Origin of the sequence: Gilliamella sp. W8128 (genome assembly GCF_016100545.1) — a bacterium.
Taxonomy (GTDB): domain Bacteria; phylum Pseudomonadota; class Gammaproteobacteria; order Enterobacterales; family Orbaceae; genus Gilliamella; species Gilliamella apis.
The window spans coordinates 84,535-98,225 of record NZ_JACFSE010000003.1 but is presented as its reverse complement, the minus strand read 5'-3'; the positions used below and the strand labels follow the sequence as shown (position 1 = coordinate 98,225).

12 protein-coding genes and 1 other RNA gene are annotated in these 13,691 nt (G+C 34.9%); all 13 read left to right on the top strand.

Annotated features, from left to right (window positions below; all coding sequences use genetic code 11):
* Positions 1-47 precede the first annotated feature (47 nt).
* The 13 genes from H3U97_RS03660 to htpX all read left to right on the top strand — a co-directional run bounded on the left by H3U97_RS03660 (position 48) and on the right by htpX (position 13,582).
* Positions 48-1,538, top strand: coding sequence for a sugar ABC transporter ATP-binding protein (locus H3U97_RS03660; protein WP_198198176.1), 1,491 nt, complete (start codon positions 48-50; stop codon positions 1,536-1,538).
* Between the two features lie 34 nt (positions 1,539-1,572).
* Positions 1,573-2,556: an ABC transporter permease gene (locus tag H3U97_RS03655; RefSeq protein WP_081298904.1), complete on the top strand. Its 984-nt coding sequence runs from the start codon at positions 1,573-1,575 to the stop codon at positions 2,554-2,556.
* A 61-nt stretch (positions 2,557-2,617) separates the two neighbouring features.
* Entirely contained in the window at positions 2,618-4,024 is a 1,407-nt protein-coding gene (locus H3U97_RS03650) for a hypothetical protein (protein ID WP_198198173.1), read from the top strand.
* Positions 4,017-4,904: a carbohydrate kinase gene (locus H3U97_RS03645; RefSeq protein ID WP_198198171.1), complete on the top strand. Its 888-nt coding sequence runs from the start codon at positions 4,017-4,019 to the stop codon at positions 4,902-4,904. Before H3U97_RS03650 ends, H3U97_RS03645 begins: the two co-directional genes overlap by 8 nt.
* 320 nt (positions 4,905-5,224) lie before the next feature.
* A complete protein-coding gene (gene thrS, locus H3U97_RS03640) occupies positions 5,225-7,150 on the top strand; it encodes a threonine--tRNA ligase (protein ID WP_065578754.1) in 1,926 nt (641 codons plus the stop codon).
* Positions 7,151-7,177: 27 nt separating this feature from the next.
* Complete coding sequence (gene infC, locus H3U97_RS03635; protein WP_065612958.1) at positions 7,178-7,717, top strand: translation initiation factor IF-3; 540 nt, start codon at positions 7,178-7,180, stop codon at positions 7,715-7,717.
* 84 nt (positions 7,718-7,801) lie between these two features.
* Positions 7,802-7,999 carry a 50S ribosomal protein L35 gene (rpmI, locus tag H3U97_RS03630; protein WP_065557738.1) on the top strand — a complete coding sequence of 66 codons (198 nt, stop codon included), beginning with the start codon at positions 7,802-7,804 and terminating at the stop codon, positions 7,997-7,999.
* A gap of 32 nt (positions 8,000-8,031) precedes the next feature.
* Positions 8,032-8,385, top strand: coding sequence for a 50S ribosomal protein L20 (gene rplT / locus H3U97_RS03625; RefSeq protein ID WP_024496189.1), 354 nt, complete (start codon positions 8,032-8,034; stop codon positions 8,383-8,385).
* 204 nt (positions 8,386-8,589) lie between these two features.
* On the top strand, positions 8,590-9,573 hold the full coding sequence (gene pheS / locus H3U97_RS03620) for a phenylalanine--tRNA ligase subunit alpha (RefSeq protein WP_198192046.1): 984 nt from the start codon (positions 8,590-8,592) through the stop codon (positions 9,571-9,573).
* A gap of 16 nt (positions 9,574-9,589) precedes the next feature.
* A complete protein-coding gene (pheT, locus tag H3U97_RS03615) occupies positions 9,590-11,977 on the top strand; it encodes a phenylalanine--tRNA ligase subunit beta (protein WP_198198169.1) in 2,388 nt (795 codons plus the stop codon).
* A gap of 5 nt (positions 11,978-11,982) precedes the next feature.
* Positions 11,983-12,276 carry an integration host factor subunit alpha gene (locus H3U97_RS03610; RefSeq protein WP_034882129.1) on the top strand — a complete coding sequence of 98 codons (294 nt, stop codon included), beginning with the start codon at positions 11,983-11,985 and terminating at the stop codon, positions 12,274-12,276.
* Between the two features lie 138 nt (positions 12,277-12,414).
* An RNA gene (ffs, locus tag H3U97_RS03605) (signal recognition particle sRNA small type) lies at positions 12,415-12,510 on the top strand.
* A 202-nt stretch (positions 12,511-12,712) separates the two neighbouring features.
* Positions 12,713-13,582, top strand: a complete 870-nt coding sequence (gene htpX, locus H3U97_RS03600) for a protease HtpX (RefSeq protein WP_065612960.1) — start codon at positions 12,713-12,715, stop codon at positions 13,580-13,582.
* The last annotated feature ends 109 nt before the right edge of the window (positions 13,583-13,691 follow it).

Genomic DNA, 13,691 nt, shown 5'->3' with positions numbered 1-13,691 from the left:
GACTTTAATCAAGTTATATCTATTGAAATCAATAAGGTGATATTTATATGGAACAAGTTGCATTACAACTATCTCATATAGAAAAAAAATTTGCTGGTGTCCATGCGTTAAAAGATATGCACTTTAACCTTAAACAATGTGAAGTTCATGGATTGTTGGGCGAAAATGGCGCTGGCAAATCAACCTTAATCAAAATTATTGGCGGCATCTATAAACCAGATGCCGGTGAAATTAAGATTAATGGTAAAACTGAGATAATTAATGGTATTAAAGATGCACAAGCAAGAGGAATTAATGTTATTCATCAGGAGATTGTCTTAGTTCCTTATATTAGTGTATATGAAAATATTTTCTTAGGCCGAGAACCAAGAACACGCATGGGTTTTAAAGATCATCGTCAAATGATCACCAAAGCCAAAATAATGATGGAAAGCATGGGATTAACGATCGATGTGTTACGTCCTGTACATGAGTTAACCATAGCACAACAACAACTTATCGAAATCCTTAAAGCTATTTCATTTAACGTTCGTATCTTGATCATGGATGAGCCTACTTCTTCTTTAACTGATAAAGAAGTTGAGCAGCTTTTTATTATGATTAAAAAACTAACCGAACATAACGTAAGTATCATTTATATTTCTCACCGTATGGATGAGTTATTTACTATCACAGACAGAATAACTGTAATTAGGGATGGTAGTTATATAGATACCGTCAATACTAAACAAACCAATATTGATGAATTAGTCAAATTGATGGTTGGGCGTAACTTAAATAATTATTATCAACGTCACTATCAACAAAATGGAGAACGTTTATTAGAAGTTAAAAATCTTTCGAAAAAAGGAGTATTTAATAACGTTAATTTTCATTTAAAGAAAGGAGAGATTTTAGGTTTTGCCGGTCTTATGGGGGCAGGTAGGAGTGAAATCATGCAAGCAGTTTTTGGCGCAGACCAATATGATAGTGGTGAAATTTATTTTGACAATCAGCTTGTTAAGCTCAAATCGCCGCAAGATGCTATTGATATAGGAATAGCTTTAGTTCCTGAAGATAGAAAAAAACAAGGTCTTATTTTAGGTAATAGTATCGCATTCAATTTAACATTAACAGTATTGAAACAATTTATGCATGGTTGTTTTGTTAATCAACAAAAACAGAAAGATATCATTCAATACTATATTAATAAGCTCAATATAAAAACCCCAGATGCTGACAAAATTGTTGGTCAGCTTAGTGGCGGAAATCAACAAAAAGTTGTGATAGCTAAGTGGCTAGCAACTAAACCGAAAATCATCATTTTAGATGAACCTACTCGAGGAATTGATATTGGTGCTAAAGCCGAAATTTATCAAATCATTGATGAACTTTGTGCAAGTGGCATGGCTATTATTATGATTTCCTCAGAATTACCAGAAATTATCAATATGTGTGATCGTGTTTGTGTTGTTGCGAATGGACAAATTCAAGGTGAATTATCGCAATCAGAATTAACACAGGAAAAAATTATGAAATTAGCAACAGGGAGAGCTTAAAATGGCTAGCCAATCTATGAAACAATCAGATGATATGAGCTATCATCACTCTACAATAACCAATAATATCATTATTAGAAGTTTCAAAAATTTTATTACTAATAATATAGGGATTTTAATTGCGCTTCTATTAATTAGTATCATTTTAAGTTTTGCTAGTCCGGTATTTCTTTCCCAAGAAAATATGCTCTCAGTGTTAAGACAAGTATCCACTAATATGTGTTTAGCGTTAGGAATGACATTGATCATCATATTGGGTGGTATTGATTTATCGGTAGGTTCGATCGTCGCTATGGCGGGTACACTCACAGTTGGATTTATTTCAATCGGTGAAATGAGCATTGTTCCAGCTATTATGCTGGGTTTATTTATTGGTACTTTATGTGGTGCGGCAAATGGTGTCGCTATTGCTTATACAGGTATTCCTCCATTCATCGTTACATTAGCAATGATGATGATCGCTCGTGGCGTAGGTTATATTTATAGTGGTGGTCAATCAATTCGTATTTTTGATGAGGGGTTTACCAGCATAGGTACAGGTTACTTAGGCATGATTCCATATCCAGTTATCTATATGTTGGTATTTATAGTAGTCATGTTGGTGGTTGTTAATCGAACGCGTTTAGGTACTTATATTTATGCTCTCGGTGGTAATCGTGAGGCTGCGAGATTATCAGGTATAGCCATTAAACGTGTTGAAATCATTGTATATACCATTGCCGGTTTTTTAGCTGCTTTCGCAGGAATAGTGCTGGCTGCAAGAATGTATTCAGGACAACCATCAGTTGCACAAGGTTATGAAATGGATGCGATAGCCGCTTGTGTACTTGGGGGTATTTCAATGTCAGGTGGAATAGGTCGTATTAGTGGCACTATTTTAGGTGTGATAGTTATCGGCATTATTAACAATGGTTTGAATTTATTGGGGGTTAATTCATTTTGGCAATTAGTTGCAAAAGGCGTAATCATCTTTTTAGCCGTCTATGTCGATATGCTAAAACGCAAGAAAGCAAACTAATTTAGACTAATTTGTTTTTAAATGTATGAATAATAGCAAATTTAATTAATAGGACAATAAAATGAAAAAATGTACTTTGATGTTAAATAACCCAGATGGTATTACTCGACATAATGAACCGGTAATCGCGCGTCTTTTTTTCAAAGAACAGCCAATAGATCCGTCTAAATTAAAACTAGTTAATGAGCAAGGGAAAGTTATACCTCATCAATTGTTTGATATCGTTTATGATGATACCAATACACTAATCTCTGCTTGCTCAATCGTCTTTATAGTAACTAATTTAGACCAGTTAGTTGAAAATTATACTTTGTATCTTGATGAGAAAACGCCTGTAGATAATGCAAATGGCATAAAACAACTAGTGCCTACTTTGAATGATGGTGTAAAAAGACTTGATACAGGCCACTATATTTTAGAATTATGTCGTGGTACTGCAGACGGGACATCATATGGGAAATGGGGTATTCGTTACTTTTCTGCTAAAGCAGAAGGTCGTAATTTGATTAAAGATTGCTCTAATGCTATAGGTGGTTTTTATGGACCCTTTTTTACTCCTGCCAATGGATTAATTAATCCGCCTGAGCATACCATCGTAGAGTGTGAAACAGAGGTTGAAGGTCCAATTTATTGTCGTTATCGTTTTAATGGTAAAATCCCTAATGGCTTAGATCCAGCTTTGCATGATAAATCATTTTCAATTGTTTGGGAGTTTTTCTATCAATCACCATGGTTTAGGCGTACTTATAATGTTGATGATTTTGAAACTTCTGTTGATGGTATGCCGGTCATAAATAAGATCACCGTTGGTGATGAGTATGAAAGTGGTAAAAATAATGTGGTATTTTCTCGTTTTGCTAGCTATGGCGGTACATTTTATCGTCAAGGTGATCTTTATGCCAATATTCTAGCTGATGAAGTTAATCGAATTTTATCGCAACCACTAGATCAACTTCCACCAAATGCAAGACTCTATCGAGAGTCTATTGGTGATAATATTAATGCAGTTTCTTGGGATTTCTTCTGGCGCCTATTTTGTGTTAAAGAAGGTATTTTAAGTGATGAAGAAATAAAATCACATGTCAAAACCATTCTGCGTAAAGCTCATCATGTTGTGCATAATAGCGCTCGAAACAAAGAAGTATTATTTGCTAAAGATGTAGATGTTAATAGTGTGCCAGAACAAACGATTTTTCCACTTGCTGCAAATAAAACGGCTGAAATAAATCCCGAATCAGGTTATGCTATGGTTTGGTATACGAGTAATATTGTCGGACGTTATCAAATTGTTCAACGTAAAGATTCCGGTTGGGTTAATTGGGGTACTAATGGTGAAAATGAGTATCCAGAATTACCTACCGGTTCAACGATTTATACTGCATATGGTCAATTTGATGATTGGCAGAAGCAAGCCGATAGTATGGAAAAAAATATTGATGTCAAACAAGGGTTAATCGAAGATGAATGACATAAAGATTGTTGCAATAGGTGAATTTTTATGGGATTGTTTACCTAATGGGAAAAAGATTGGCGGAGCTGCCGCCAACTTTTGTTATCATGCTAAATCAGCTGGAGCAAATGCAATATTAGTTTCAGCAATTGGCGATGACGACAATGGTAGAGAATTACGTGAACAGATTGAAAAACTGCAAATCCCACAACAAATTCAAATATCTGCAAATTATCCAACTGGAACGGTATTAGTTAAATTAGATTCAGCCGGTAAACCCACTTATGATATTGTTAATCCTGTTGCTTGGGATGATATTCAATTAACAGATCAATTATTAGAACTTATTCAGCAAGATGATTTAGATGCAATCTATTTCGGCAGTTTAATTCAACGTAATATACATAATCACGAACTATTGCAAAAGATTGTTAATCATCGATCACAACGAAGCAAAATTATTGTTGATATTAATTTACGTCAAAATGATTATAATAACGCGACTTTACTTTTGTGTATTGAACATGCCAATATCTTAAAGTTAAATGATGAAGAATTACCAATTGTTGCTGATTTATTGAAGATAAAAGCTGATCCGCAAGCGCTTTTCAATTATCTAAATGAACATTATCAACTTGAGTTGTTAATTTATACCTGTGGTAGTGAAGGTAGTCATCTTATTACTAAAAATGAACAGAATCATTGTCCTGCTGAAAAAATCACCCCAATTGATACTGTTGGTGCTGGTGATTCATTTATGGCAATAAGCAGCGTGCTATATTTAAAAGGCAAACAATTACAAGAAATTAATAGTAAAGCCAATCACATCGCTGCATATGTTTGTACTCAAAGCGGCCCGATGCCTATTATACCACAAACATATTTAACCGAATTATAATCTGTTTTGAGACCTAGCTTTTTAATTAGTGAATAATAGCTAGGTCATAACTATTATTTTCATATTCGATTACAACATCGTTTTATTGATTCCTAATCAAAAATAATCACTAAAAAGGCTATTAATAATTAAAAATAGGGTAATGTCTGTTTTTATTCGTTATGAAATCAGGATGTATTTAATCACTAGAGATAAATCTATTTTTAAATCAAGTTCAAGCCTATTTAAAATCCTCATGATAAGTGATAGTATACTCCGTCTATTTATTTATGTACGCATGTGCGCTTTCGTGTGGCGCACCACTGTTATAAGGATTTATTATGCCAATTATTACTCTTCCTGATGGTAGTCAACGTCAATTTGATAAACCTGTTACTGTATTAGAAGTTGCACAAAGTATTGGTGCAGGGCTTGCTAAAGCCTGTATCGCAGGCCGTGTTAATGGTGAACGTAAAGATGCGTGTGATGTTATTGAGCATGACGCAACCTTATCTATTATTACCGCTAAAGATGAAGATGGACTTGAAATTATCCGTCATTCTTGTGCACATTTATTAGGACATGCCATAAAACAATTATGGCCTAATACTCAAATGGCTATCGGGCCTACCATTGATAATGGCTTTTATTATGATGTCGATTTAGATCACTCTTTAACTCAGGAAGATCTTGATGCTTTAGAAAAACGCATGCATGAATTGGCCAAAAAAGATTACCCAGTTAAAAAAGAAGTAGTGAGTTGGGAACGTGCAAGAGAAGTCTTTTGGGAACGTCACGAACCTTATAAAATTGCTATTTTAGATGAAAACATTCCTAAAGATTCTACTCCAGCACTTTATCATCATGAAGAATATATTGATATGTGTCGTGGACCACATGTGCCTAATATGCGTTTTTGTCACCATTTTAAATTACAAAAAGTTGCTGGCGCTTATTGGCGTGGTAATAGTGATAACAAAATGTTACAACGCATCTATGGAACTGCATGGGCAGATAAAAAACAACTCGACAGTTATTTACAATTTTTAGAAGAAGCGGCAAAACGCGATCATCGTAAAATTGGTAAACAACTTGATCTGTATCATATGCAGGAAGAAGCACCAGGTATGGTATTTTGGCATAATGATGGTTGGATTATTTTCCGTGAACTTGAAGTTTTTGTTCGTACCAAACTGAAAGAATATGATTATCAAGAAGTGAAAGGTCCATTTATGATGGATCGTGTACTTTGGGAAAAAACAGGGCATTGGGGCAACTATAAAGAATTAATGTTTGTTACTTCATCAGAAAATCGTGAATACTGCATTAAACCAATGAACTGTCCAGGCCATGTACAGATTTTTAATCAAGGCCTAAAATCATATCGCGATTTACCATTACGTATGGCCGAATTTGGTAGTTGTCATCGTAATGAACCTTCTGGATCTTTGCATGGTTTAATGCGAGTTCGAGGTTTTACTCAAGATGATGCACATATCTTCTGTACTGAAGGGCAAATTCGAAGTGAAGTAAATAATTGTATCAAAATGGTCTATGATACTTATAGTACATTTGGCTTTAAAGATATCACGGTTAAATTATCGACTCGTCCAGAAAAACGTATTGGTAAGGATGAAACTTGGGATTTAGCAGAAAAAGATTTAGCTGAATGTTTGCAAGAAAATGGCATTGAATTTGAATATTTACCTGGTGAAGGGGCATTCTATGGTCCAAAAATTGAATTTACTTTACATGATTGCTTAGGTCGAGCATGGCAATGTGGTACAGTTCAACTTGACTTTATGTTACCAGAGCGATTAGATGCAACTTATGTTGGTGAAGATAATGAACGTCATGTTCCTGTTATGATTCACCGAGCTATACTTGGTTCAATGGAACGCTTCATGGGCATATTGACCGAAGATTGTGCTGGATTCTTCCCAACTTGGTTGGCACCATTACAAGTAGCGGTTATTAATATCACTGATAATCAAGCCGATTATGCCAAACAATTAACCGAGCAACTACAAAAAGTTGGCATTAGAGCAAAAGCGGACTTGAGAAATGAGAAAATAGGGTTTAAAATTCGTGAGCATACTCTAAAACGCGTTCCTTATATGTTTGTCTGTGGAGACAAAGAGATAGAATCAGGAACAATTTCAGTTCGAACTCGCCAAGGTAAAGATCTTGGTAGCTTTGAAGTGAAACATGTTATAGAATTATTGCTTAATGAAATTCATAGTCGTTCATTAGAACAAATGAATTAATGATAAATTAATTTGGAGGAATGAGATATTAAAGTCAGTAAACGAATTCAGTCAACACGCGCGCACAAAATCAATGATGAGATTACTGCTCGCGAGGTGAGGTTAACCGGCGTCGATGGTGAACAGCTCGGCATTGTTAGCTTAGACGAAGCTTTAAAACAAGCTGAAGAAGCAACGTTAGATTTAGTTGAAATAAGTCCTAATGCAGAGCCACCTGTTTGTCGAATTATGGATTATGGCAAGTTCCTCTATGAAAAGAGTAAAGCAACAAAAGAACAGAAGAAGAAGCAAAAGGTTGTTCAGGTTAAGGAAATTAAATTCCGACCTGGTACAGACGAAGGCGACTATCAGGTAAAACTCCGCAGCCTGATACGCTTTCTTGAAGATGGCGATAAAGCTAAAGTTACGTTGCGTTTTCGTGGACGTGAAATGGCTCACCAACAGTTAGGTACTGAAATGCTTGATCGCATTAAAGAAGACTTGGCTGATTTGGCTATCATTGAATCTTATCCAACTAAGATTGAAGGTCGTCAAATGATAATGGTGTTAGCGCCGAAGAAGAAATAATGGTTCAACAAGCTAATTTTTAGTTTGCTAAAAATTACACCATTATTTTATTTTTATTAACAATGCGAAGTGGAAATTTATAAAATGCCTAAAATTAAAACTGTAAAAGGCGCAGCAAAGCGCTTTAAAAAAACAGCATCTGGTGGCTTTAAGCATAAGCAAGCTAACAAGAGCCATATCCTAACTAAAAAATCAACTAAACGTAAACGTCATTTACGTGGTTTGACTACTGTGTCAAAAGGCGATTTAGGTTTAGTAGTGGCGTGTGTTCCATACGCTTAATTTATTGATTAATTATTTAGAGGATATAGTTTATGGCTCGTGTTAAACGTGGTGTTATTGCTCGTGCACGTCACAAGAAAATTTTAAAACAAGCAAAAGGGTATTATGGTGCTCGTTCACGCGTATATCGTGTTGCTTTCCAAGCAGTAATTAAAGCTGGACAATATGCGTATCGTGACCGTCGTCAACGTAAACGTCAATTCCGTCAATTATGGATTGTTCGTATCAATGCTGCTGCTCGTCAATGTGGTTTATCTTACAGCCGTTTTATCAATGGTTTAAAGAAAGCTTCAATTGAAATCGATCGTAAGATCCTTGCAGATATCGCAGTATTCGATAAAAATGCATTCGCTGCATTAGTTGAAAAAGCAAAAGCTGCACTTTAATAGCTTTATAAGAGCCGGGTTATCTCGGCTTTTATTGTTTTAACGATATTTAAGAGTTGATTGATTATGAATTTAGTTATTTTTCATTTCTTTTTTAGCTTCGATAATCTCATTCGTTTATGAGGCAAATGAGAAACGAAAAATAATTATAAAAGCCTCAGAAGAGGCTTTTTTTATGTAATAAACAATAAGCAGGAGAACTGTATGTCTCAATTAGTTGAACTGGTAAGCAATGCCAAATCCGCTATTGAAAGTGCTAATGATATTAATACTATCGAACAGATTCGAGTGGAATATTTTGGTAAAAAGGGCTATTTTACCATGCAAATGGCGTCTTTACGTGATGTTCCAGCTGAACAACGGCCAACCATAGGTCAGAAAATTAATGATGCAAAGCAAGAAGTTGTTGAGTTATTAAATCAAAAACGTCACTTTTTAGAGCGTCAGGCTCTTAATGCAAAATTAGCAAATGAAACCATTGATATTACTCTTCCAGGTAAATCACTTGAATTAGGGGGATTGCATCCAGTAACTAAAACTATTAACCGTTTGGTTGAGTTTTTTGGGGAATTAGGCTTTGCTGTTGAAACAGGACCCGAAATAGAAGATGATTATCATAACTTCGATGCTTTAAATATTCCTGCACATCATCCTGCTCGTGCTGATCATGATACATTCTGGTTTGATGCAAAACGTTTATTACGAACCCAAACTTCTACTGTTCAAATTCGAACCATGGAAAATCAAAAACCACCAATTCGAATTATTGCTCCAGGCAGAACCTACCGAAACGATTATGATCAAACCCATACCCCGATGTTCCATCAAATGGAAGGATTGTTGGTAGATAAAGATATTAGTTTTACGCATTTAAAAGGTTTATTACATGATTTTCTTCATTGCTTCTTTGAAGATAATATGGAAATAAGATTTAGACCTGCATATTTTCCATTTACCGAACCTTCAGCAGAAGTTGATATTAAAGCTAAAAATGGGAAATGGTTAGAAGTGTTAGGCTGTGGCATGGTTCATCCTAATGTGTTACGTAATGTAGGTATTGATCCTGAAGAATATTGTGGTTTTGCATTTGGAATGGGAATCGAAAGATTAACCATGTTACGTTACGGCGTCACAGATTTACGTTCTTTCTTTGAAAATGATTTACGTTTTTTAAAGCAATTTAACTAGTTCTGGAGATCAAAACATGAAATTTAGTGAAAGTTGGCTACGTGAATGGATCAATCCAGAAATAAGTAGCGATAAATTATCAGATCAGTTAACTATGGCTGGTTTAGAAGTAGATGATATTGAAAAAGTTGCTGGTGATTTTACCGGTGTAGTGGTGGGTAGAGTTGTTGAATGTAAACAACATCCTAATGCTGACAAATTACGAGTAACCAAAGTAGATATTGGTAAACCTGAATTATTGGATATTGTTTGCGGTGCACCTAATTGTCGTCAAGGTTTAACCGTAGCTTGTGCCACAATTGGCGCTGTATTACCTGGTGATTTTAAAATCAAAGCAGCAAAACTTCGCGGTGAACCATCGGAAGGGATGTTGTGTTCTTATTCTGAGTTAGGCATTTCTGACGATCATAATGGAATTATTGAATTACCAGAGGACGCCCCTTTAGGACAAGATATAAGACAATATTTAAATTTAGATGATGTAATGATTGATATTAGCGTTACACCAAATCGTGCCGATTGTTTTGGTATCATTGGTGTCGCGAGAGATATTTCTGCTGTAAACAATATCCCAATGAAAGAACTAAAAGTTGAAAATATCACTCATACAATAAATGATACTTTACCTATTCAGGTTGATGCAGCTAAAGCAGCCCCTCGTTATTTAGGTCGCATTATCAAAAATGTTAAAGTTGATGCTTCAACTCCACTATGGATGAAAGAGAAGTTACGTAGAGGCGGTATTCGTTCTGTTGATGCCATTGTCGATGTTACTAACTATGTTTTATTAGAACTCGGTCATCCAATGCACGCTTTTGACTTAGCTGAGATTGACAAAGGCATTGTTGTGCGTTATGCCAATAAAGATGAAAAGCTTGTGTTACTCAATGGTAATGAGGTTAAGCTTGATGAAAAAACATTAGTCATAGCTGATCAGCAAAAAGCATTAGCAATCGCCGGTATTATGGGTGGTGAAAAATCAGGTGTAACTGCATCAACGAAAGATATTTTTCTTGAATCAGCATTCTTTTCTCCATTAGCTATAACTGGTAAAGCTCGTGAATACGGTTTACATACAGAAGCTTCTCATCGTTATGAAAGAGGTGTTGATCCTTATTTACAATCAGCTGCAATCGAAAGAGCAACTCAATTGATTGTTGATATCTGTGGCGGTGAAGTAGGGCCTATTACTGAAGTTGTGAATGAAAATGAGCTTCCTGCTCAAGCAAAAATTAAATTACGTCGAAACAGAATTGATCGCATTATTGGCTATCATATTGAAACCCAAAAGATTACCGATATTCTAGTAAGATTAGGTTGTGAAGTTGCCTATAATGATGATAGTTGGACTGTTAAATCACCTAGCTGGCGATTTGATTTACAACTTGAAGAAGATCTAGTTGAAGAAGTTGCCCGGATTTATGGCTATAACAATATTCCTAATGTGAATATGAAAATTGAATCGGTGATGAAACCAAAACCGGAAAATAAAATTTCCTTATCTAGAGTAAAAAATCTACTAGTGGACAAAGGCTATCAAGAAGCCGTAACTTATAGTTTTGTTGACCCTAAAATTCAGCAAACATTACATCCACAACAACCACAGATTACATTACCAAACCCAATTTCGAGTGAAATGTCGGTTATGCGTTTGTCTTTATGGTCTGGCTTATTAGATGCAGTGTTATACAACCAAAATCGCCAACAATCTCGCATGCGATTATTTGAGACAGGATTACGATTTATACCAGATGAAAGCTGTGAGTTTGGTGTTCGTCAAGAATTAATGTTATCTGGTGTTGTTACTGGAAGTTTATATGAAGAACATTGGACATTACCTAAACAAAATATCGATTTTTATGATGTAAAAGGGGATTTAGAACAGTTATTTATTCTTTTAGGCTGTTCTGATGGTATTGAATATCAACGTTCCGAACTTGATGCATTACACCCTGGACAAAGTGCTACAATCCTTTTTAATGGCGAAGTTATCGGCAATTTTGGTGTTTTACACCCTGAAATTGAAAAAAAATTATCTTTAAACAGTAAAACGCTTGTTTTTGAAATAAATTTAGCTAAAATTAATGATAAAAAAGTTCCTGTTGCTCATGAGTTATCAAAATATCCATCAAATAAACGTGATATAGCTGTCGTAGTATCGAATACAATTCCAGCAGCGGATATTATCTCTGAGTGTAAGCGTGCTGGTGGTGAGCAACTTGTAAAAGTTAACTTGTTTGATGTTTATCAAGGTGATAAAATTGACAATAATCAAAAAAGCCTTGCTATCAGTTTGATTTTACAAGACAAATCACGTACACTGGAAGAAGAAGATATAACAAACATTGTAAGCAATTGTGTTATTGCTTTACAGAATCGTTTCAATGCCCTATTAAGAGAATGATAATTATGACATTAACTAAAGCTGATATTGCAGATCGTCTTGCCGATAAATTTGATATCGATCGTCAAGAAGCTAAAGTCCTTGTTGAACTTTTTTTTGAAGAAATTCGCGTTGCTTTAGAAAAAGGTGAGCCAGTTAAACTTTCTGGATTCGGCAATTTTGCTGTTCGTGATAAAAATTCACGTCCAGGTCGTAATCCTAAAACTGGTGAGAGTGTAGATATCTCAGCTCGACGAGTTGTCACATTTAGACCAGGTATTAAATTTAGAGAACGAATTGAGAAAAATTTAACTTTATAATTAAGTTTTTTAAAAATTGTTTTGTAAGTAATAGCCTTTTTGTTGTTATTACAACAAAAAGGTTATTTACTTTTTTGTTAAAAAATTATTGTAATTAATTGCTGAATCAAGCATAATACACCTCCTCTATGGAGGCTCTATGGGTCCTCTTGCAACATTTTTTTGCTCATCAGGTCAGGTCCGGAAGGAAGCAGCCAAAGTAAAAAATATGTGTGTGGGATGTGGCTGATAGGGTCTCCTCCAAAAGATTTCCTCTCAAAAATAAAAAATTATTAAGCTTGTCGTTGTTTGTTTATTAATCAATTGATTTTTCTTTTTTTAATTTTGCAACTAAATAGGTTGTAGGAATACAGCATTTTTGCGATCATATATCAAATTTTATTCATTTTCTTAAATGAAATTATTTAAATTAAGCAAAGTAATGAGGAATTTGTATATGATGCGAGTTGGATTGTTTCTTCTAACTAACTTAGCGGTTATGTTTGTATTTGGTATAATTCTGAGTATTTTAGGCGTGAATGCCCAGAGTACCTTAGCACTACTTATTTTCGCAGCTATTTTTGGTTTTGGCGGTTCATTTATTTCACTTCTTTTGTCTAAAAGAATGGCACTACGTTCTGTTGGTGGTCAAGTGATAAAAGAGGCTCGTAATGCTCAAGAACAGTGGTTACTTGATGTCGTACGTCGCCAATCAGATCAACTTAAATTAAAGATGCCAGCAGTAGCAATTTATGAAGCAGATGATATTAATGCTTTTGCAACAGGAGCGACTAAAAACAGTTCTTTAGTTGCGGTAAGTACCGGATTATTAGCGGCAATGACCCAAGATGAAGCAGAAGCGGTAATTGGTCATGAAATGAGTCATGTAGCAAATGGCGATATGGTGACTATGGCACTCCTACAAGGTGTACTAAATACGTTTGTTATCTTTATTTCACGAATTATAGCGTCAATGTTTGCTAAAGTAATAGAAGATCGTAGTGAAGCATTAGCTGATATAGCCTATTACGTGATAGCGATGATATTTGAAACTATCTTTGGAATCTTAGCAAGTATGGTTGCAATGTGGTTCTCGCGTTACCGCGAATTTCATGCCGATGCAGGTTCTGCAAAATTGGTAGGTTCTGCCAAAATGATTGCTGCATTAGAAAAACTAAAAGTAAGCCATGAACCAAATGAAGAAGCGTCAATTTTAGCTTTTTGCATTAATGGTGAGAAGAAAGCCAGATTTTCCCAACTATTCTTATCACATCCACCTTTAGAAAAACGAATTGAAGCTTTAAGAAATCAATCAATTATTGGTTAATAAAACTTTAAATATTGGCTTAATAAACAAATAAAACCTTAATGGCAAATAGTAATAATATTTGCCATTTATTTTATCAATCGATAATATTCCTAGAGATTTAATATGT